The following is a 20,142-nucleotide window of genomic DNA, read 5'->3' as shown; positions in this document are numbered from 1 at the left end:
ATTGCGCCCGGCATCCTCTTTTGATTGGTTTATCAGCCGCGACGGCCGCAGACCGGCCAGGCGCCGATGCCCTGCGAGTGCAGGACGTTCTCGGCCACCCGAATCTGCTCCTCACGGCTCGCGCTCTGCGCGGATCCGGCGCCACCGTTGGCCCGCCAGGTGCTGGCGGTGAACTGCAGGCCACCGGAGAAGCCGTTACCGGTGTTAATGCCCCAGTTCCCGCCGGACTCGCAGGCCGCGATCGCGTCCCAGTTCACGCTGTACGCCTTGGGCGCGGGGGGCGCCTCAACGGGCGCAGCGTCCGCCGGCGGCGGCACGTTCGGGTCGAAGCCAAAGGGCGCGGGCGGGGCGTCCGGCGCGGGAGGCGCCGGCACGTTCGGGTCGAAACCCGCGGGCTCCGCCACCGGGGGCGCGTCGACTGGCGCCAGGCCGTCCGGCAGACCGGGCGGCAGGGCGTCCGGGGCCGGGGGCGCGTCGGGGTCGAAGCCAGGCGCCGCAGCGTCCGGGGCCGGCCCCGCGGGGGCCACGTTCGGGTCAAAGTCCGTCGGCTCCGCAATCGCGGTTCCGGCGGAGGGCAGTGTCACGAGCGTCCCTGTGATCGCGGCGACGATGAGCGTCTTGCGGACGTTCCTCAACATTGTTCCTTTCGCGGTGCGCGCGCGCCAAAGCCAGCCCACAGCTGTGGGTTGGGTAGCTGAATGCATCCGGATCCGTCCGGAACTAGCTGCTTCGGGACGTGCCGTCTCGGTTTCGGCACGACAGCGGGGCTATCGATCTGCCCGGCGGTGCTTACCGCCGGTCGCGGCGGCTGCTGAAGCTGCTGCCGTCCGCAGCCCCGCTCACACGCGGGTCCGTGGATTCAATTTTTATTGTGTTTCATATGCCCGTGGTCGGGCTATGTAAGGACGGTACGAGACAGAAATTCGTTCGTCATCTTTGACGCGCGCATATCTCGCTCCTATAACGACACGATCACGACGCGATCGTGGAATTGTCATTGCAGGTCAGCGAGGTATTTTCGAGTTACATCAACGCTGCGTGATCAGCACTTATCGTGAGCGGAATCACGCGGATTTTGTGAGCTGGGACACGGATTTGCCGGACCCGCAGCGCGGCTGGTCTCCGACTGGGCGTGGCAGCCGTCGCGGTGCGCCGATGCCAGGCCTTGTGGCGCGGACGCGCCGCGGCCGGCCACTCGCCCCGGCCAGCGGCACCGGACTCAGCTCTGATTATCAATTGGTCAGTACCAGAACATTATTCGTTGTCCACGCTGGCAACGACACCAGCAAACACACGCGACCGCGGGGGTTCGGACAGGAGTGCCCGCATCAAAACATCAATGAACCGAATTCTGCTCTGCATCAACGCCTTTAGCAGGAAGAGCGGTTGGCGGCAAGCACTGCCGCCGTAAAGGCACGCGCGACCCGACGGGATGCGCCCAGGGGGCGCATCCAGCAAGCTCATTTCAACTAGGAAATTTGCCACAATTGCTGGTTAACGCGGGAACAGTCTCCCAAATCACCGCTCTTCCAACATGATTCGATGGGCAGCCACAGCCCGGGGTCGGCAAAGCAATAAAGCATTGTCGGACGCAATATTAATTAAACAGAAAAAGCACTATATAATCGGCCGTTTAATGGCCGTTCAAAGCAATTAAAATCAAGCCCCGGGATGTACCAGAGTGCGCAAGTCAGCCGCCGAGTTGAGGTTGGTCAGCGACCGGGATTCCGGCATCACGACCCGCTGAGCATCCGAAGCGTCGACCAATGCACGCATCTTGCGCTCCCCGGCACCGACCAGGACGTCAACCCGGTCGGCAAGGTCGGTCCGATACACCGCGGCCAGGTAGTGATCCCGCCCGTCCCACGGCAACACCACCTCGGCGCCCGTCTCGACAGCCCGGCGGGCAAGATCGTCGATCAACTCGACAGCCAGAAACGGCATGTCGACCGCGCAGACAAAGGCGAGCCGCGCACCAGCCCCGGCCGCCGCGCGCAAACCGCGCCCGGTCGCCGGCAAGGGACCGAGCCCCCGCAGTTCGTCACGCAGAACAGGAACCTGCAGCACCGGCAACGGTTGCCCCGGGGCCGCAATCACGAAAACGTGTTCGCAGCGCTGCCCGAGAATGCCGACCACATGCTCGACGAGGGTGCCGGTTCCCCCGGGAACCGGCAAGGTGGCTTTGTCGCGGCCCATGCGCCGGGATTCGCCTCCGGCGAGTACGACCCCGGCGAGTGAAAGTTCAGCCACCTCAGTCGACGGTCCAGGTGTCGCGGCCGCGCAGCAGCGATTGCAGCGCGGCGGCGTCGGACGGCTTCGAACTCTGCGCGGCCTCGACCTGGGAACGGGCCGCGTCATCGTAGGTGGGCCGGCTGACGTGGCGGAAGGTTCCCAGCACGGTGTGCTCGAGATTTTGGTCGGAGAGCCGGGACAGCGCAAACGCGTAGGCCGCATCGTCGGCGTGCGCGTCGTGCACGACGATCTCTTCGACGGCCACGTCGGCGGTCTTGGCCACTTCGAGGCTGAAACCCGACTTCACCACGCAGTATTCGCCGTTGGCGCCGAACACGATCGGCTCGCCGTGGCGCACGTTGATCACCCGCTGCTCGGCGCCTTCCTTGCGCAGCGCGTCGAACGAACCGTCGTTGAAGATCGGGCAGTCCTGCAAAATCTCGACCACGGCGGCGCCGCGATGCTGGGCAGCGGCGCGCAACACCTCCGACAGCCCGGCGCGGTCGGAGTCCAGCGCGCGGCCCACAAACGTCGCCTCGGCGCCCAGTGCCAGCGACACCGGGTTGAAGGGGTGGTCCAGCGAACCCATCGGCGTCGACTTGGTGACCTTGCCGACCTCCGACGTCGGTGAATACTGGCCCTTGGTCAGGCCGTAGATCCGGTTGTTGAACAACAGAATCGTGATGTTGACGTTGCGGCGCAGCGCGTGGATCAGGTGGTTGCCGCCGATCGACAGGGCGTCGCCATCGCCGGTGACCACCCATACCGACAGATCCTCGCGGGCCAGCGCCAGACCGGTAGCGATCGCCGGGGCGCGACCGTGGATGGAGTGGAATCCGTAGGTCTCGAGGTAGTACGGGAAACGGCTGGAGCATCCGATGCCACTGATGAAGACGATGTTCTCGCGACGCAGCCCGAGTTCGGGCAGGAAGTTGCGGATGGTGTTCAGGATGACGTAGTCACCGCAGCCGGGGCACCAGCGGACCTCTTGGTCACTGGTGAAGTCCTTGCCCTTCTGCGGCTGATCGGTGGTGGGGACGCCGGCGTTCTTCGTCAACTTCGCAGTCACACCGAGGTCGGTGCCCGCCAGATTTCCCATCAGGTCGGTCATGCGTTAGCTCCAACCCTGGCCGCCGACAATTTGGCGACCATCGTCTTGTCTTGCTCGAGTTCGTCCAGTCGCCCGGCTAGCGCGGCCCGGATAAAGCGCCCTACCTCGTCGGCCAGGAACGAGACACCCTTGACCTTGGTGACCGATTTCACGTCGACCAAATACTTCGCTCGCAGCAACATCGCCAGCTGACCCATATTCATCTCCGGGCACACCACCCTCGGGTACTGGTGCAACACATCGCCCAGATTCGCCGGGAACGGGCTCAAATGCCGCAGATGAGCATGGGCGACCCTGGTTCCCCTGCGCCGTGCCCGCCGACAGGCTTCACCGATTGGCCCGTAGGAACTGCCCCAACCGATCAACAGCAGTTCGGCGTCGCCGGTCGGGTCGTCTACTTCCAGATCTGGGACGCTGATGCCGTCGATCTTGGCCTTGCGTATCCGCACCATGAGGTCGTGATTAGTCGGGTCGTAGGAGATGTCGCCAGAGCCGTTGGCCGCTTCCAAGCCACCGATGCGGTGTTCCAGCCCGGGGGTCCCCGGAACCGCGAACTGGCGGGCCAGGGTCTCCGGGTGGCGGGCGTATGGTTCGAACGACTCGTCCGGTTTGGCAAAGATGTGCTTGATCGGCTTGAACGAGCTGACATCTGGGATCCGCCACGGCTCGGAGCCGTTGGCGATGGCACCGTCGGATAGCACGATCACCGGGGTGTGGTACGACACCGCGATCCGTACCGCCTCGACGGCGGTTTCAAAACAGTCAGAGGGAGATCGCGGCGCCACCACGGCCACCGGCGACTCACCGTTGCGGCCGAAAAGCGCCTGCAACAGGTCGGCCTGTTCGGTCTTGGTGGGCAGTCCCGTCGACGGTCCGCCGCGCTGCACGTCGACGACAATCAGCGGCAACTCGGTCATCACGGCAAGGCCGAGCGCTTCCGACTTCAGCGAAATGCCTGGACCCGAGGTGCTGGTGACGCCTAAAGCACCGCCGTAGGAGGCGCCGATGGCAGCGCAGATGCCGCCGATCTCGTCCTCGGCCTGGAACGTGATGACATTGAAGTTCTTGTGCTTGGACAGCTCGTGCAGAATGTCCGACGCCGGGGTGATCGGGTAGCTGCCGAGCATGACTTGCTTGTCGGCCAACCGACCGGCCGCCACGATCCCGTAAGCCAGCGCGGTGTTGCCGGAGATCTGCCGGTATTCGCCGGCCGGCAGCGAGGCCTTGGACACCTCGTAGGTGGTGCCGAACGCCTCGGTGGTTTCGCCGTAGTTCCAACCCGCCTTCAGCGCCAACACGTTGGCTTCGGCGATGTCAGGCTTGCGGGCGAACTTCTCCCTGATGAACTTCTCACTGGCCTCGATCGGCCGGCCGTACATCCACGACAACAACCCCAACGCGAACATGTTCTTGGCCCGCTGGCCGTCTTTTTTCGTCGCGCCGATGGACTCGACGGTCCCGAGCGTCAGCGTGGTCATCGCGACCGAATGCACGACGTATTCCTCGAGTTCATCGGTCTCAAGCGGGTTGGTTACATAGCCGACTTTCGTCAGGTTGCGCTTGGTGAACTCGTCGGAATTCGCGATGACCATTCCCCCGCGCGGCAGGTCGCCGAGGTTGGCCTTCAGCGCTGCCGGGTTCATCGCGACCAGCACGTCGGGGCGGTCGCCGGCGGTCAGGATGTCGTAGTCGGCGATCTGGATCTGGAAGGACGAAACTCCTGGCAGGGTGCCTGCGGGCGCGCGGATCTCGGCGGGGTAGTTCGGTTGGGTGGCCAGATCGTTGCCGAAGAGCGCTGCCTCCGACGTGAATCGGTCACCGGTCAGCTGCATACCGTCGCCGGAATCGCCGGCGAAACGGATAACGACATTTTCCAGGCGTTGCCGACTGGATCCGGTGCCAGAAGCACCGTTACGAGACTCGGCCGCGGCCCCGTTGCCGTTCGGATCCACGTCTCCGCCTTCCATCTGTTCTCCGGACAGGCACTCCGCCAGGTTACGCGCCGTTGGAGTGACTTCCCCCCGTCCTGACGTGCAAGTCACCAGCGGTATCAATTATGGCATTACTTTAAGGATTGGGTTGCAGAGTCCGGCCCGGTGTCTGCGTCTTCTTAACGGCTAAAAGCCGACGTCAACGCTATATACGTGGCCAAAACACCAGCAAACTGTGGTTTTGGTCACTTAAGAGCCAACCCGATCCGCAGCACAATCCGACGGCCGCCGACGGGCGCTAGAACACGTTCTATTTTTGCTGCTAAGCGAGTGCTCAGGCGGTCTTGTCGCGACGCTCGGCACGCGACGGTTTGCGCGGCACGATCGTCGGCAACACGTTGTCCTGCACAGTCTCCTTGGTGACGACCACCTTGGCGACATCGTCGCGGCTCGGGATGTCGTACATCACCGGCAGCAAGACCTCTTCCATGATGGCCCGCAGGCCGCGGGCGCCGGTGCCGCGGTGGATCGCTTGGTCCGCGATGGCCTCCAGCGCGTCGTCGGTGAACTCCAGTTCCACGCCGTCCATCTCGAAGAGCCGGATGTACTGCTTGACCAACGCGTTCTTCGGCTCGGACAGGATCTTGACCAACGACTCCTTGTCCAGGTTGGTGACCGAGGCGACCACCGGCAACCGGCCGATGAATTCGGGGATCAGCCCGAACTTGATCAGGTCCTCGGGCATCACTTCGGCGAAGTGATCGGTGGTGTCGATCTCGGCCTTGGAGCGGACCTCGGCGCCGAAGCCCAGGCCACGCTTGCCGACCCGCTCGTAGATGATCTTCTCCAGACCGGCGAACGCCCCCGCGACGATGAACAACACGTTGGTGGTGTCGATCTGGATGAACTCCTGGTGCGGGTGCTTGCGGCCGCCCTGCGGAGGTACCGACGCCTGGGTGCCCTCCAGGATTTTCAGCAGGGCCTGCTGAACGCCCTCACCGGATACGTCGCGGGTGATCGACGGGTTCTCGCTCTTGCGGGCGATCTTGTCGACCTCATCGATGTAGATGATGCCGGTCTCGGCGCGCTTGACGTCGTAGTCGGCGGCCTGGATGAGTTTGAGCAAGATGTTCTCGACGTCTTCACCGACGTAACCGGCCTCGGTCAGTGCGGTGGCGTCGGCGATCGCGAACGGCACGTTGAGCATCTTGGCCAGCGTCTGGGCCAGGTAAGTCTTGCCGCAGCCGGTGGGCCCGAGCATCAGGATGTTGGACTTGGTCAACTCGACCGGCTCGTGCCGGGAGTCACGGCCCTTTTCGCCGGCCTGGATTCGCTTGTAGTGGTTGTAGACCGCCACGGCCAGCGTTCGCTTGGCGGTGTCCTGGCCAATGACGTATCCCTCCAGGAACTCCCGGATCTCGACCGGCTTGGGCAGCTCGTCGAGTTTGACGTCGTCAGCGTCGGCAAGTTCCTCTTCGATGATCTCGTTGCACAGGTCGATGCACTCATCGCAGATGTACACGCCGGGGCCAGCGATGAGTTTCTTGACCTGTTTTTGGCTCTTTCCGCAGAACGAGCACTTCAGCAAGTCACCGCCGTCTCCGATGCGCGCCATGATGCTTCAGGGCCTACTTTCTCGTTGGTTCCTTGTAGCCTGTTCGTCTTGCCTGCCGCGGGTATCCCACGACGCTACCCGCTTGCTGTTGCTCACCGCGACCGTTAACGCCGAATCGCGTGTTTGGTATTCGTGGGATATTCACGGCTGTCTGTCTGAATGAAACATATAGCCCGACCGCGCCCACGGCTTGTCGAGACGCGCTATCCGTGTCTCTGGCGTGTCGCGGTCGTTACCCGACCGAGCCGCGTGAGCCCCCGCCGCATGCGGGCATTACACCCGACGAATCGCCCTACAGTGGCGGTGTGGGATCCGTGCTGATCAGCGACGGAGGCCTGGCGACGGAGCTGGAGGCCCGCGGGAACGACCTGAGCGACCCGCTGTGGTCGGCCAAGCTACTGGCGGATGAGCCGCAAAAGATCGTCGAGGTGCATGCGGCTTATTTTCGCGCCGGCGCCACGATCGCGACGACCGCGAGCTATCAGGCATCGTTCGAGGGCTTTGCGGCCCACGGGATCGGCCGCGACGGGGCCATCGCGCTGCTGCGCCGCAGCGTCGAACTCGCCAAAGCGGCGCGGGACGAGGTCGGCGCGGCCGGCCTGCTGGTGGCCGCCTCGGTCGGACCGTACGGTGCGGCGCTGGCCGACGGCTCCGAGTACCGCGGACGCTACGGACTGTCCGTGGCGGAGTTGACGCGGTGGCATCGCCCCCGGCTGGAGGTGCTGGCCGCGGCCGGCGCCGATGTGCTGGCCCTGGAAACAATGCCCGACGTCGACGAGGGCGACGCGCTGGTCAACCTGGTGCGCTCGGTCGGGGTGCCGGCCTGGCTCAGCTACACCGTCGACGGGACGAAGACCCGCGCCGGCCAACCCCTCTCCGACGCGTTCGCGGTGGCCGCCGGGGTTCCCGAGATCGTCGCGGTCGGAGTCAACTGCTGTTCACCCGACGACGTGCTCCCGGCGATACGCCTCGCGGACATCGGTAAGCCGGTGATCGTCTACCCGAACTGCGGTGAGCGCTGGGACGGGCGGGCCTGGGTTGGCCCGCGGACGTTCTCCACGGAACTGGCGTCGGAATGGGTTGCCGCCGGAGCACGCATCATCGGGGGATGTTGCCGGGTGCGGCCGGCCGACATCGCCGAACTGGCGCAGACACATTCACCGAGCCTGTAATTTCGCAGGGCGCCACTCGCACTTTCGCTGCAGGATTACAGTTTCGGCGAAGAGACGCTAGGCGGTCTGCGCGGAGAGCTTCCGGTACTCCAGCACGGTGTCGATGATCCCGTAGTCCTTGGCCTCTTCAGCGGTCAGGATCTTGTCCCGATCGGTGTCCTTACGGATCACCGCGGCGTCCTTTCCGGTGTGGCGGGCCAGCGTGGTCTCCATCAGCGTGCGCATCCGCTCGATTTCGGCGGCCTGGATCTCCAGGTCGGAGAACTGCCCCTGAATCACGCCCGACAACGACGGCTGATGGATCAGCACCCGAGCGTTGGGCAACGCCATGCGCTTGCCGGGCGTCCCGGCGGCCAGCAGCACCGCCGCGGCCGAGGCCGCCTGACCCAGGCACACCGTCTGGATGTCGGCGCGGACGTACTGCATGGTGTCGTAGATCGCCATCAATGAGGTGAACCCACCGCCCGGCGAGTTGATGTACATGGTGATGTCGCGGTCGGGATCCAGCGATTCCAGCACAAGCAACTGCGCCATGATGTCGTTCGCCGAGGCGTCGTCGACCTGGACGCCGAGAAAGATGATGCGTTCCTCGAACAGCTTGTTGTAAGGGTTGGACTCTTTGACGCCGAAGCTGGAGTGCTCGATGAACGACGGCAGGATGTACCGCGCCTGCGGTTGGATCTGGTGGTGGTGAGTACTCACTGGACTTCTCCGTTGCTGATGTGGGCGGCGCGGGTGATGATGTGGTCGACGAAACCGTATTCGAGGGCTTCCGGAGCGGTGAACCAGCGGTCGCGATCGGAGTCCGCCTCGATGCGCTCGATCGGCTGTCCGGTGAATTCGGCGTTGAGCCGGAACATCTCTTTCTTGATGACGGCGAACTGCTCGGCCTGAATGGCGATGTCGGCAGCGCTACCGGTCACCCCACCCAACGGCTGGTGCATCAGGATCCGGGCGTGCGGCAAGGCGTAGCGCTTGCCCTTGGTGCCGGCCGCCAACAGGAACTCGCCCATCGAGGCGGCCATTCCCATTGCGTAGGTGGCGATGTCGCAGGGGGCCAGGACCATCGTGTCGTAGATCGCCATGCCGGCGCTGATCGACCCGCCAGGCGAATTGATGTAGAGGTTGATGTCCTTCTCGGCGTCTTCGGCGGCGAGCAGCAGAATCTGGGCACACAACCGGTTGGCGACTTCGTCGTTCACCTCCGACCCCAGAAAGATGATGCGCTCGGAGAGCAAGCGCTCATACACCGAGTCCGTGAGGCTTAAACCCAACGAGTTCGAACGCATGTCACTCACTTGGCTCACAGTGGGATACCTGCTTTCTTGAGGTCGTTATGCACCGACACTAGCCAAACCAACACACCGCGTGGGGGTCACGCATCCCGCGACCTGGGCGCGTTCGCTCACAGCGTCATGTTCCGGATGAGGATTCGGCCTCAGCGTCGGCTGCTTCTTCGGCTTCTTCGGCCGGGTCTGCTTCGTCAGCCTCGTCTGCCTCGTCTTCGCCGTGGGTGTGCTCGTGTTTGCCGAAGAGCTCATCGGTGTCGATGGTGCTGCCGTCGGTATCGGTGACCGTCGCCGCCTGGGCCACAGCCCTGATGGCCAGCTCGCGCCGCACATCGGCGAACATCGACGGCAGCTGGTTGTTCTGCTGCAGGTAGCCCAACAGCTGCTGGGGCTCGATGCCGTACTGCTGAGATGTGGCCACCAGTCGTTCGGTGATGTCGTCCTGACCGACCTGGACCTCGAGGTCATCGGCCAAAGCATCCAGCAGCAGCTGCCGCTTGACGTCCTTCTCGGATGCGGTGCGCGCCTCGGCGTCCCACTCCTCACGCGAAGAGCCTTGCTCGACGAGCAGTTCGTTGAACTTGGCTTCGTCGTTGTTGAGGCCGCTGAGCGTGTGGTGCATGACGCCCTCGATCTGCGACTGCACGTACGACTCCGGTAACGGCACGTCGACCTGCTCGAGCAGCGCCTCGAGCGTCGCGTTGCGAATCTGCTCGGCTTGCTGGCCGCGCTTGGCGTGGCGTACCTGCTCGGCGAGGTTGGCCCGCAACTCGTCGATCGTGTCGAAGGCGCTGGCCAGTTGCGCGAACTCATCGTCGGGTTCGGGCAGCTCGCGTTCCTTGATCGACTTGACCGTGACGGTGACCTGCGCGTCCTGTCCCGCGTGCTCGCCGGTCGCCAACTTCGCGGTGAACTCCTTGGACTCGTCGACGGACAGGCCGACCAGCGCGTCGTCGAGTCCGGCGATCAGCCGGCCGGAGCCGACCTCGTGCGACAGCCCCTCGGCGGCCGCGTTCGGCACCTCCTCGCCGTCGATGGTGGCCGACAGGTCGATCGAGACGAAGTCACCGGTCTGCACCGGCCGGTCCACCCCGGTCAAGGTGCCGAACCGGGACCGCAACGACTGCAGTTCGGCGTCGACGTCGTCGTCGCTGACCTCGAACGGTTCCACCTCGACCTTCAGGGCGCTCAGGTCGGGCAGGTCGATCTTCGGCCGGACGTCGACCTCGGCGGTGAAGGCCAGGTCCTGGCCGTACTCCTTCTGGGTCACTTCGATCTCGGGCTGGCCCAGCGGCTGAACTTCGGACTCGGCCACGGCCTGTCCGTACCGGCTGGGCAGCGCCTCGCTGATGACCTGGTCGAGCATCGCCTCCCGGCCGAACCTGGCCTCCAGCAGCCGCGCGGGCGCCTTGCCCGGCCGGAAGCCGGGCAGTCGCACCTGTTTGGCCAGCTCTTTGTAGGCGCGCCTGAAGTCGGGCTCGAGCTCGGTGAAGGGCACCTCCACGCTGATGCGCACCCGGGTGGGGCTCAATTGCTCGACACTGCTCTTCACGGGTGTGCTCCTCGGAGATCTTTCTTTTCGGGTCGTTATTTTTGGGGTCGTTCCTGGTCGGTCGGTCGGGGTGACAGGATTTGAACCTGCGGCCTTCCGCTCCCAAAGCGGATGCGCTACCAAGCTGCGCTACACCCCGCACTGACCTCGCGATCCTAAAGCCCTTCAGCGCCAGGTTGGGCACCGGCGTCGCTGTGACGTCCGGGACGTCCGGGACTCGCGGACCTCACAGCGCGGTTACTAAACAGCTTCGATTAGATTTGACGTCTGCCGCAACGTACAGTCGCGCTCGACTAATGCACGCGGGCGTAGCTCAATGGTAGAGCCCTAGTCTTCCAAACTAGCTACGCGGGTTCGATTCCCGTCGCCCGCTCGGACCAGGTGTTCGCGCAGAGAAAGGCGCCATGAGCGACCTTAACGATGCTCACACCCAAGGCTCGTGCGCATCGGCCTTCGTCGGAGTACGCGATGCGTTCGAGCAGAACTTCGCCACGCGCCGCGACGTCGGCGCAGCCGTCGCGGTGTGGGTCGACGGCGAACTCGTCGTCAACCTGTGGGGCGGCTCGGCTGACGCCGCCGGCACCCGGCCATGGCAGGAAAACACACTGACCACGGTGCTGTCCGGCACCAAAGGCATGACGTCCACCTGCGTCCACCAGCTGGTCGACCGGGGTGAGCTGGATCTGCAGGTGCCGGTGGCTCACTATTGGCCCGAATTCGGTCAGGCCGGCAAGGAAGACATCACCCTGGGCATGGTGATGAGCCACCGCTCCGGTGTGATCGGGCCGCGCACCCGATTGACCACCGAGCAACTCGTCGACTGGGACTTCGTCTGCGAACAACTGGCCGGTTCCGAACCGTGGTGGAAACCCGGAACCGCGCAGGGCTATCACATGACGACGTACGGGTTCATCGTCGGCGAGGTGTTCCGCAGGGTCACGGGTCGCACCGTCGGTCATTACCTGCGCACCGAGATCGCCGAAACGCTCGGCGCCGACATCCACATCGGCTTGTCCGCGGCCGAGCAAATCCGCTGTGCCGAGCGGGTGAACAAGCCGACGGGCCGACAGCTGCTGGCCGAGTTGGGTGCGCCCGGCTACCCGACCAGTTTGGACGAACACCCCAAGGCTGGGATGTCGATCGCGATGGGTTTCCTGCCCGACGACGACCTGGACACCGAAAACCTGCAGCTGTGGCGGGAGCTCGAATTCCCCGGCACCAACGGGCAGGTGTCGGCGCTGGGATTGGCCACCTTCTATAACGCGCTGGCCCAGGAGAAGCTACTCAGCCGGGAGCAGATGGAGCGCGTTCGGGTGTCGCAGGGCGGCCTCGAGCCTGATCTGGTGCTCGGTCCCCGGGTCGCCGACCATGGCTGGGGCCTCGGCTACATGCTCAATCAGCGCTGCGTCAACGGCCCCAACCCGCGCATTTTCGGTCATGGCGGGCTCGGTGGCTCGTTCGGCTTCGTCGACTTGGAACACCGGATCGGCTATGCGTACGTCGCGAACCGGTTCGACGCCACCAAGGCCAATGCGGACCCGCGCAGCGTCGCCCTCAGCGACCAGGTCTACGCGGCGCTCGGAGTCATCCCGGGTTAGGGGTGCGAGCCACCCCTCGGATGGCTCGCACCGGTCGGATCACGCTGGCGTACCCAGAATCAGCGCTGCCAAGGTTGCGGCTGCCATGGCCCCTGGTGGTCGCGGTCGCGGTCTTCAGGCGGGCCGTTCCAGTCACGACTGTGGTCCCAGCCGTCCATGTCGCGGTGGTGATCGTCGTGGCAGTTGCCGCCGTCCCAGTTCTGGCCCCAGCCCGGATCCCAATACTGTCCCGGGCACCAGTGGTAGGCCGGCATGGGTGTCGGCTGCGCCTGGGCGACGGACGCGACGCCCGCACCGGCCAGACCCAAACCGGCGGTCATAGCGAAAATTGTTGCGACTAAACGTGGAAGAGTTTTCACAACGCACTTTCTACCTGTCCAGCCTGAGCGAAAACAGTAGACGATGGCGTTTCTTGCTTATGGTTTCCTGCCAATTGACTTGGGCTTTCATAAACGTCAAAAACGTCAGGTCTGGCAGGTGGGGCACCAGAACAGGTTGCGGCCCTCCAGCACTGCGGTGTGGATTGTCGTCGCGCACACCCGGCACGGCTCGCCGGCGCGCCGGTACACGTAGGTGCGTGGCCGCCCGGGCCGGTATGACGGCGGACCATGGTCGTGTTCGGGGGCGACCACGATGATCTTGCCGCGGCGCAGGCCGACCTTCATCAGCGCCACCAGATCGGTCCAGGCCGCATCGAACTCTTCCCGGCCGATCCCCTGTGCCGGCCGATAGGGATCGATGCGGTGGCGGAACAGCAGCTCGTTGCGATAGACATTGCCCACGCCGGCGATGACGGTCTGGTCCATCAAAAGCGCGCCAATCGGCCTGCGGGACTTCTGGATACGGGCCCACGCCCACGACGGCTCAGCGTCGGCGCGCAACGGATCGGGCCCGAGCCTGGCGACGACGTCGGCAACCTGACCTTCGTCCACCAGCTCACACACCGTCGGGCCGCGCAGGTCGGTGCCGTACTCGACGCCGACCATCCGCATCCGGACCTGTCCCACCGGTTCGGGCAGCGGCCCGTCAGCCGGACGCGCCCATTCGGTGAAGGTGCCGTAGAGACCGAGGTGCACGTGCACGATCGGGCCGCCGGCGTAGTGATGGAACAGGTGCTTGCCCCACACGGTGGCGCGCAGCAGCACCCGGCCGTCCACCACGGCCGCCGGATCGGCGAACCGGCCCTGGGGACTGGACACCGCGACCGGTGCGCGACCGAAGCGGCGCTGATGCAGCCGGGCCAGCCGGTGCAGGGTATGGCCTTCTGGCACGGGTGGCCCTCAGGCCGTGTCAGGACTTGGCGCCGGGGACCGGCGGCGCCTGATGGGTACGTTCGTATTCGGCGAGAATGTCGATACGCCGTTGGTGGCGTTCGGCGTTCGACCACGGCGTGGTCACGAACGCGTCAACCATCGCGAGCGCCTGGTCGACGGTGTGCATGCGGCCACCGATGCCGATCAGCTGCGCGTTGTTGTGTTCCCGGGCCAGGGTGGCGGTCTCCACGCTCCACGCCAGCGCGCAGCGGGCACCGGGAACCTTGTTCGCGGCGATCTGCTCACCGTTGCCCGAGCCGCCCAGCACGATGCCCAGGCTGCCGGGGTCGGCGACCGTGCGTGTTGCGGCGGCGATGCAGAACGCCGGGTAGTCGTCGTCGGCGTCGTAGCTGAAGGCGCCGCAGTCGATCGGCTCGTGGCCGGTCTTCGTCAAGTGATCGATGATCTGCTGCTTGAGCTCGAAACCAGCGTGGTCAGACCCCAGGTAGACGCGCATGCCCGACATTGTGCACGAGTTGCTGCACGGAGCCGTCACCCCCATCACCCTTGCCTGCCGACAGTGAACAGCGCGACGCTGATTCGGCGTGTCGCGCCGGAAAGTTCACAGTGGGCGCTGGGGCGGCTAGTCGAACTGGGGGGGCTCGGTGCGGGTCCGCTTGAGTTCGAAGAAGTGCGGGTAGGCCGCGAACGTCACCGAGGCGTCCCAAAGCTTGCCGGCCTCCTCGCCGCGCGGGATCTTGGACAGCACCGGGCCGAAGAACGCCACACCGTTGACGTGGATGGTGGGGGTACCGACGTCTTCACCGACCGCGTCCATCCCGGCGTGGTGGCTCTTGCGCAATGCGTCGTCGTAGGCGTCGCTGGTCGCGGCCTCGGCCAGGTCCGCCGGCAGTCCGGCGTCGGCCAGGGAAAGCTTGATGACCTCGTCGAGGTCCTTGTTGCCCTCGTTGTGAATCCGGGTGCCCATCGCGGCGTACAGCGGAGCCAGCACAGCGGCGCCATGGGCCTGCTCGGCGGCGATTGCCACCCGTACCGGGCCCCAGGCCTTCTTCATGTTTTCGCGGTACTGCTCGGGCAGGTCCTCACGGTTCTCGTTGAGCACCGCGAGGCTCATGACGTGAAAGTTCACCTCGATGTCGCGAACCTTCTCCACCTCGAGAACCCAGCGCGACGTAATCCAGCACCACGGACACAGCGGATCGAACCAGAAATCGGCGACGGATTTCTCGGGGGTCTTGTCAGCCATTACGCAGTCCTCTCCTAGGAAGTCTCATGACGGTCAGAACACCGTTCAAGACAACCGTAATCGCCGCGCGCCTGTTCCCGTCCCGACGTCTAAGTTGGAGCCCGTGGCTCTTCCTAACCTCACGCGGGACCAGGCTGTCGAACGCGCCGACCTGATTACCGTCGCCAGCTACCAGCTCGATCTCGACGTGACCGACGGTAACGGCGCTCCGGGCTCCCGCACGTTCCGGTCCATCACCACCGTGGTGTTCGACGCGCTCGCCGGCGCCGACACGGTGATCGACATCGCCGCCGACACGGTCCGCAGCGCCAGCCTCAACGGCCGTGACCTCGACGTCTCCGGCTACGACGAGTCGACCGGCATACCGCTGACCGGACTGGCCGACCGCAACGTGGTCGTCGTCGACGCCGACTGCCGTTATTCCAACACCGGTGAGGGCCTGCATCTTTTCGTCGATCCGGTGGACAACGAGACCTACCTGTACTCGCAATTCGAAACCGCGGATGCCAAGCGCATGTTCGCCTGCTTCGACCAACCCGACCTCAAGGCCACGTTCGACGTGCGGGTCACCGCACCCAGCCACTGGAAGGTGATCTCCAACGGTTCCGCGACCAGCGTCTCGGACGGCGTGCACACCTTCGCCACCACGCCGCGGATGAGCACCTATCTGGTGGCCTTGATCGCCGGGCCGTACGCGTCGTGGGAGGACGTCTACTCCGACGAACACGGCGAGATTCCGTTGGGCATCTACTGCCGGGCCTCGCTGGCCGGCCATATGGACGCCGAGCGGTTGTTCACCCAGACCAAGCAGGGATTCGGGTTCTACCACAAGCACTTTGGCCTACCGTATGCGTTCGGCAAGTACGACCAGCTGTTCGTGCCCGAGTTCAACGCCGGCGCCATGGAAAACGCCGGCGCGGTGACCTTCCTGGAAGACTACGTTTTCCGCAGCAAGGTCACCCGCGCCTCCTACGAGCGGCGCGCCGAGACGGTGCTGCATGAGATGGCGCACATGTGGTTTGGCGACCTGGTCACCATGACCTGGTGGGACGACCTGTGGCTCAACGAGTCGTTCGCCACCTTCGCCTCGGTGCTGTGCCAAAGCGAAGCCACCGAATTCACCGAGGCCTGGACCACGTTCGCAACCGTCGAGAAGTCGTGGGCCTACCGCCAGGACCAATTGCCGTCGACACACCCGATCGCCGCCGACATCCCTGACCTGGCCGCCGTCGAGGTGAACTTCGACGGCATCACCTACGCCAAGGGAGCGTCGGTGCTCAAGCAGCTGGTCGCCTACGTCGGGCTGGAGCACTTTCTGGCCGGCTTGCGCGACTACTTCCGCACCCACGCGTTCGGCAACGCCACGTTCGACGACCTGGTGGGCGCGCTGGAGCAGGCCTCCGGTCGCGACCTGTCGGATTGGGGTCGGCAGTGGCTGAAAACCACCGGGCTGAACACGCTGCGCCCGGAATTCGACGTCGACGCTGACGGCAGGTTCACCCGCTTCACGGTCGTGCAGAGCGGCGCCGCGCCGGGTGCGGGTGAGACCCGGGTGCACCGACTGGCGGTGGGCATCTACGACGAGGATGTTTCCGACGGGTCCGGCCGCTTGGTCCGGGTGCACCGCGAGGAACTCGACGTGACCGGTTCGGAAACGGAAGTTCCTGCGCTGGTTGGTGTTTCGAGCGGCAAGCTGATTCTGGTCAACGATGACGACCTCACCTACTGTTCGCTGCGGCTGGACCCTGGCTCGCTGCAGACCGCGCTGCAGCGGATCGCCGACATTGCCGATCCGCTGCCCCGCACGCTGGTGTGGTCGGCGGCCTGGGAGATGACCCGCGAGGCCGAACTGCGGGCCCGCGGCTTCGTGGCCCTGGTGTCGGGTGGCATCCACACCGAAACCGAGGTCGGCGTGCTGCAGCGGCTGTTGATGCAGGCGCAGACGGCGCTGACTTCCTATGCCGAGCCGGGCTGGGCCGCCGAGCAAGGCTGGCCGCAGTTCGCTGACCGGCTGCTGGAATTGGCGCGCGCCGCGGAACCCGGCTCGGACCATCAGCTCGCCTACGTGAACGTGCTGTGCTCGTCGGTGCTCTCGCCGCGGCATGTGGAGACGCTCACGGCACTAGTCGATGGGGACCCCGCCGAGCTGGGGCTGGCGGGCCTGGACGTCGACACGGACCTGCGTTGGCGCATCGTGACCGCGCTGGCGACCGCCGGGGCCATCGACGCTGACGGACCCGAGTCGCCGCGAATCGACGCCGAAATACGACGCGACCCGACAGCCGCCGGCAAGCGACACGGTGCCCAGGCATCGGCCGCACGGCCGCAATTCGGTGTCAAAGAGCAGGCGTTCACCACCGTGGTCGAGGACGACACACTGGCCAACACCACCGGCCGCGCGATCATCGCCGGCATCGTCGCGCCGGGTCAGGCGGAGCTGCTCAGACCGTTCACGTCGCGCTACTTCGAAGCGATTCCCGGAGTGTGGGCCCGGCGATCCAGTGAAGTCGCCCAATCCGTGGTGATCGGCCTGTACCCGTATTGGGACATCAGCGACGCCGGTGTCGCCGCCGCCGACACGTTCCTGGCCGCGCCGGAATCGGAGGTCCCGCCAGCCCTGCGCCGGCTGGTCCTGGAAGGCCAGGCGGCCGTGAAGCGGTCGCTGCGGGCCCGGAAGTTCGATGCCTCGACAGAAGGCTGATCAGCGGTACCCGCCGTCGGACAGCCCGGCGTCCTCCTCGATCCGGTTGGTCTTGCGAAAGACCCGCTCGCGGACCAGTTCCCGGCCGTAGCCCCTGATCATGCCCAGATAGCCTTTGGCCGCCCACTGTGCGCAGTGTCGCTCCTCGTGGTGCAGAACGCGGTCCAGGGCGAGGTTGGTCTCAAATGGCCTGCCGTCGTCGTCGGCGAACCAGGCGTGCCCGGACTCGACGATGAGGCGGAGCAGCTGGGCGTGGTTGCTCGGGTTTTTAGAGCCGATGTTGACCATGAAGATGTCGCCCCACGCGGTGCCGCCGTGCTGGCTGAGCAGACGCTGGATCCTGTTGCCGCCCAGACCCATCAGGATGCCGTTGGGGGTCGCGGCCAGGCGCCCGCCGTTGCGTTCGACGAACGCGACGTCCTGGTAGTAGCTCCACCGGTTCGCTTGCTGGCGGTCGGCGATCCGCTGCACCTCGGCGGCAGAGTACGGCGTCTCGGGGAAGTCGTTGGTGACGCCGGGCTGCTCGCCCGCCTTCCCGTAGTCGGTGCCCGCGTTGAGGATGTAGGTCATCAGCACCGCCATGCGCGCCGGCACGGCGCTGATGCCCGGGGGGATGAGGTAGAACGACTTGCCGACGGGGTCCTTGATCTCATCCATGTCCTGAAGCACCGCGAAACTGTCGGGCCCGATGCCGTGCCGTTGAGCGATCTCGACGATGACCGCGGCAGGCACGTGCCGGCGTTCGGCATTGACCAGCCACTGCTTATGGCCCCCTGAGCCAGGACCGCGAAGCAGCCCCGCATCCCGCAGCGCTTGCTCGTAGCGGCTCACCGGTGCCGGTGGGGGAATGCTCGTGCGGAAGCTAAGCCGGGGCAATTCCCGAGCTGAGCACGCGGATCGCGCTGACCAGCCCGTCGACCAGCTCGCCCTGCTCGAACGCCGAGGACGCGGCCGCGACCCCCAGCGGTGCGGCCGACTCGGCGCCGCGCCCTCGCACCGCCGAGCCGTAGACCACCTCGATGACGCTCTGGTTGGGCGAGACGGCCAGCAGCACGGCATTGTCCGGCGTCGGCACGTCGGCCAGGATCTCGCGCGCCCGCGCGGCGGTGTCGCTGCCCAGGTCACCCAGGTAGATGGCGAACCGCGCCTGTGACGCCCGCGAGCCGTATTTCAGCGCGTCGTCGATGGCGACGAGGTCCTTGATGGGGAACGGGTAGTGCACGGACAACTCTCCGGGCTCGGTGACCCCGGACAGCCGACCGCTGGTCGTCAGCGCCCAGCCCTTGGGGAGTTCTGCCGGCTCGATCGTCGCAATCTCACCACGTGCCACTGGCGCCACCTCCGACTGTGAACTGCGCTTCTCCATGACTCGCATGTCCGTGCGCGCCGCCGACCGCTTCGTCGGTGGCGGCCCACAGGATCGGCGGGTGTGTCCACGGCTCCGACAGCTTGTAGGTCGCGGGGTGGCGTGGCTTGCCCGCCCAGATCATGATCGCCAGCACCGCGACCAGCAACAGCGGAATCCCGATGAAGTACAGGTGGATCTGCAGAACGCTCACGACGCAAACCGTATCCCACCGGGCGGTGCCGGTGCAGCTAGGACTCGATAAACGTCAGGCCGCGCCTTCGCCGAGGTATCGGGCCCAGGACGGGTCCAGTTCCTTGACGGTGGACAGCAGTCGCCAGTGCTGCCCGGTCGGCGGCAACGGCGTCCGGCGCAGTGCCCAGCCGAGGTCGGTGAGCAGCTTGTCGCCCTTGCGGTGGTTGCAGGTCGAACAGCACGCGACGCAGTTTTCCCACGAGTGGTCACCGCCGCGACTGCGTGGCACCACGTGGTCCACGGTGTCGGCCTTGCCCCCGCAATAGGCGCAGCAGAAACGGTCGCGATGCATCAGCGCGGCGCGGGTCATCGGCACCCGGGCGCGGTAGGGAACCCGCACATAGGTTCGCAGCTGGATCACCGACGGCACCACGATCGACCTGGTCGCCGAGTGGATGACCGGCCCGGCCGGGTCGTCGTGCACCACGTCGGCCTTGCCGCACATCACCATCACGATCGCCCGCCGCATGGGCAGCGCGGTGAGCGGCTCATAGGTGGAGTTCAACAGGAGCACCCGGCGCCGACTCCAGATCGACACGCTGTCGTGGCGGTTGGGCGGATGGGTATCGACACGTGGATAAGTTTCGACACTATGCAGACATGACGCGGTCGGGGGCCCGGTTAACCCTGCCGCGGCACCGGAACTGCGGTGGCTGCGGCGTCTCTTGCCCTGCGCCATAGATCCTCCGCGGAACAGTCCACCATGATTCGACGCCGATCGCACCCTTATTGCAGGTGCGCGCCGTGTCGAGGCGGTGAACAACCGGCGGCTCCGGGCCGCCATCGGCCCGCCCAGGCGGCGGCGCTGGCGGATGCCCCAC

General features: G+C 65.6%; 20 protein-coding genes and 2 tRNA genes. 5 read left to right on the top strand and 17 right to left on the bottom strand.

Annotation, left to right across the window (positions count from 1 at the left end):
• Window positions 1-32: 32 nt before the first annotated feature.
• The 5 genes from AC5Y21_RS13005 to clpX all read right to left on the bottom strand — a co-directional run bounded on the left by AC5Y21_RS13005 (window position 33) and on the right by clpX (window position 6,889).
• The gene (locus tag AC5Y21_RS13005) at window positions 33-635 is read right to left on the bottom strand and encodes a transglycosylase family protein (RefSeq protein WP_499912890.1); all 603 of its coding nucleotides are present in this window, start codon (window positions 633-635) and stop codon (window positions 33-35) included.
• 1,024 nt (window positions 636-1,659) lie between these two features.
• A complete protein-coding gene (mobA, locus tag AC5Y21_RS13000; protein WP_499912847.1) occupies window positions 1,660-2,250 on the bottom strand; it encodes a molybdenum cofactor guanylyltransferase in 591 nt (196 codons plus the stop codon).
• Between the two features lies 1 nt (window position 2,251).
• Window positions 2,252-3,343: a 2-oxoacid:ferredoxin oxidoreductase subunit beta gene (locus AC5Y21_RS12995; protein WP_499912845.1), complete on the bottom strand. Its 1,092-nt coding sequence runs from the start codon at window positions 3,341-3,343 to the stop codon at window positions 2,252-2,254.
• On the bottom strand, window positions 3,340-5,295 hold the full coding sequence (locus AC5Y21_RS12990) for a 2-oxoacid:acceptor oxidoreductase subunit alpha (protein WP_499912889.1): 1,956 nt from the start codon (window positions 5,293-5,295) through the stop codon (window positions 3,340-3,342). Before AC5Y21_RS12990 ends, AC5Y21_RS12995 begins: the two co-directional genes overlap by 4 nt.
• Before the next feature lie 313 nt (window positions 5,296-5,608).
• Window positions 5,609-6,889, bottom strand: a complete 1,281-nt coding sequence (gene clpX / locus AC5Y21_RS12985; RefSeq protein ID WP_499912843.1) for an ATP-dependent Clp protease ATP-binding subunit ClpX — start codon at window positions 6,887-6,889, stop codon at window positions 5,609-5,611.
• A 305-nt stretch (window positions 6,890-7,194) separates the two neighbouring features.
• Between clpX and mmuM the strand changes: the two genes are divergently transcribed.
• Window positions 7,195-8,061 (top strand): homocysteine S-methyltransferase, encoded by an 867-nt coding sequence (gene mmuM / locus AC5Y21_RS12980; protein ID WP_499912841.1) that lies wholly within the window; start codon window positions 7,195-7,197, stop codon window positions 8,059-8,061.
• A gap of 57 nt (window positions 8,062-8,118) precedes the next feature.
• Here the strand turns inward: mmuM and clpP2 are convergent, their stop codons facing one another.
• The 3 genes from clpP2 to tig all read right to left on the bottom strand — a co-directional run bounded on the left by clpP2 (window position 8,119) and on the right by tig (window position 10,902).
• Window positions 8,119-8,763, bottom strand: a complete 645-nt coding sequence (gene clpP2 / locus AC5Y21_RS12975) for an ATP-dependent CLP protease proteolytic subunit ClpP2 (RefSeq protein ID WP_499912840.1) — start codon at window positions 8,761-8,763, stop codon at window positions 8,119-8,121.
• A complete protein-coding gene (gene clpP1 / locus AC5Y21_RS12970) occupies window positions 8,760-9,368 on the bottom strand; it encodes an ATP-dependent CLP protease proteolytic subunit ClpP1 (RefSeq protein ID WP_499912838.1) in 609 nt (202 codons plus the stop codon). The genes clpP2 and clpP1 overlap by 4 nt, the downstream gene beginning before the upstream one ends.
• A gap of 106 nt (window positions 9,369-9,474) precedes the next feature.
• The gene (gene tig, locus AC5Y21_RS12965; RefSeq protein ID WP_499912836.1) at window positions 9,475-10,902 is read right to left on the bottom strand and encodes a trigger factor; all 1,428 of its coding nucleotides are present in this window, start codon (window positions 10,900-10,902) and stop codon (window positions 9,475-9,477) included.
• 2 nt (window positions 10,903-10,904) lie between these two features.
• On the opposite strand from tig, the gene AC5Y21_RS12960 reads away from it, so the two are divergent.
• Complete coding sequence (locus AC5Y21_RS12960) at window positions 10,905-10,976, top strand: sortase B protein-sorting domain-containing protein (RefSeq protein WP_499912888.1); 72 nt, start codon at window positions 10,905-10,907, stop codon at window positions 10,974-10,976.
• Here AC5Y21_RS12960 and AC5Y21_RS12955 read toward each other — a convergent pair.
• Window positions 10,968-11,041, bottom strand: a tRNA-Pro gene (locus AC5Y21_RS12955). The two genes, AC5Y21_RS12960 and AC5Y21_RS12955, sit on opposite strands and share 9 nt — an antisense overlap.
• Window positions 11,042-11,204: 163 nt before the next feature.
• On the opposite strand from AC5Y21_RS12955, the gene AC5Y21_RS12950 reads away from it, so the two are divergent.
• Both AC5Y21_RS12950 and AC5Y21_RS12945 read left to right on the top strand, forming a co-directional pair.
• Window positions 11,205-11,275 (top strand) — tRNA-Gly (locus AC5Y21_RS12950).
• A 31-nt stretch (window positions 11,276-11,306) separates the two neighbouring features.
• A complete protein-coding gene (locus tag AC5Y21_RS12945) occupies window positions 11,307-12,500 on the top strand; it encodes a serine hydrolase domain-containing protein (RefSeq protein ID WP_499912835.1) in 1,194 nt (397 codons plus the stop codon).
• 59 nt (window positions 12,501-12,559) lie between these two features.
• On the opposite strand, the gene AC5Y21_RS12940 is transcribed toward AC5Y21_RS12945, so the two are convergent.
• The 4 genes from AC5Y21_RS12940 to AC5Y21_RS12925 form a co-directional block, all read right to left on the bottom strand.
• Entirely contained in the window at window positions 12,560-12,859 is a 300-nt protein-coding gene (locus AC5Y21_RS12940) for an Mtp family mycobacterial-type pilin (protein WP_499912833.1), read from the bottom strand.
• A 105-nt stretch (window positions 12,860-12,964) separates the two neighbouring features.
• Window positions 12,965-13,771 carry an Fpg/Nei family DNA glycosylase gene (locus tag AC5Y21_RS12935; RefSeq protein WP_499912831.1) on the bottom strand — a complete coding sequence of 269 codons (807 nt, stop codon included), beginning with the start codon at window positions 13,769-13,771 and terminating at the stop codon, window positions 12,965-12,967.
• Between the two features lie 19 nt (window positions 13,772-13,790).
• On the bottom strand, window positions 13,791-14,270 hold the full coding sequence (locus AC5Y21_RS12930) for a ribose-5-phosphate isomerase (protein WP_499912829.1): 480 nt from the start codon (window positions 14,268-14,270) through the stop codon (window positions 13,791-13,793).
• A 126-nt stretch (window positions 14,271-14,396) separates the two neighbouring features.
• Complete coding sequence (locus tag AC5Y21_RS12925; RefSeq protein ID WP_499912827.1) at window positions 14,397-15,020, bottom strand: Rv2466c family mycothiol-dependent reductase; 624 nt, start codon at window positions 15,018-15,020, stop codon at window positions 14,397-14,399.
• Between the two features lie 103 nt (window positions 15,021-15,123).
• Between AC5Y21_RS12925 and pepN the strand changes: the two genes are divergently transcribed.
• Complete coding sequence (gene pepN / locus AC5Y21_RS12920; protein WP_499912825.1) at window positions 15,124-17,721, top strand: aminopeptidase N; 2,598 nt, start codon at window positions 15,124-15,126, stop codon at window positions 17,719-17,721.
• Here the strand turns inward: pepN and AC5Y21_RS12915 are convergent, their stop codons facing one another.
• The 4 genes from AC5Y21_RS12915 to AC5Y21_RS12900 all read right to left on the bottom strand — a co-directional run bounded on the left by AC5Y21_RS12915 (window position 17,722) and on the right by AC5Y21_RS12900 (window position 20,000).
• The gene (locus AC5Y21_RS12915; protein ID WP_499912887.1) at window positions 17,722-18,516 is read right to left on the bottom strand and encodes a hypothetical protein; all 795 of its coding nucleotides are present in this window, start codon (window positions 18,514-18,516) and stop codon (window positions 17,722-17,724) included.
• 67 nt (window positions 18,517-18,583) lie between these two features.
• Window positions 18,584-19,051: a DUF5130 domain-containing protein gene (locus AC5Y21_RS12910; protein WP_499912823.1), complete on the bottom strand. Its 468-nt coding sequence runs from the start codon at window positions 19,049-19,051 to the stop codon at window positions 18,584-18,586.
• A complete protein-coding gene (gene ctaJ, locus AC5Y21_RS12905) occupies window positions 19,038-19,271 on the bottom strand; it encodes an aa3-type cytochrome oxidase subunit CtaJ (protein WP_499912886.1) in 234 nt (77 codons plus the stop codon). The genes AC5Y21_RS12910 and ctaJ overlap by 14 nt, the downstream gene beginning before the upstream one ends.
• Before the next feature lie 63 nt (window positions 19,272-19,334).
• Window positions 19,335-20,000 carry an HNH endonuclease gene (locus AC5Y21_RS12900; protein ID WP_499912821.1) on the bottom strand — a complete coding sequence of 222 codons (666 nt, stop codon included), beginning with the start codon at window positions 19,998-20,000 and terminating at the stop codon, window positions 19,335-19,337.
• Window positions 20,001-20,142: the final 142 nt, after the last annotated feature.

This window comes from Mycobacterium sp. NGS41, from assembly GCF_059812725.1.
This window is presented reverse-complemented; position numbering and strand designations above follow the sequence as displayed.

Excerpts from the sequence above, each read along its gene's own strand:
- AC5Y21_RS12995 (WP_499912845.1), bottom strand. The coding sequence starts at position 3,343 with ATGACCGACCTGATGGGAAATCTGGCGGGCACCGACCTCGGTGTGACT.
- clpX (WP_499912843.1), bottom strand. The coding sequence starts at position 6,889 with ATGGCGCGCATCGGAGACGGCGGTGACTTGCTGAAGTGCTCGTTCTGC.
- AC5Y21_RS12945 (WP_499912835.1), top strand. The coding sequence starts at position 11,307 with ATGAGCGACCTTAACGATGCTCACACCCAAGGCTCGTGCGCATCGGCC.
- AC5Y21_RS12930 (WP_499912829.1), bottom strand. The coding sequence starts at position 14,270 with ATGCGCGTCTACCTGGGGTCTGACCACGCTGGTTTCGAGCTCAAGCAG.
- AC5Y21_RS12925 (WP_499912827.1), bottom strand. The coding sequence starts at position 15,020 with ATGGCTGACAAGACCCCCGAGAAATCCGTCGCCGATTTCTGGTTCGAT.
- AC5Y21_RS12900 (WP_499912821.1), bottom strand. The coding sequence starts at position 20,000 with ATGGCGCAGGGCAAGAGACGCCGCAGCCACCGCAGTTCCGGTGCCGCG.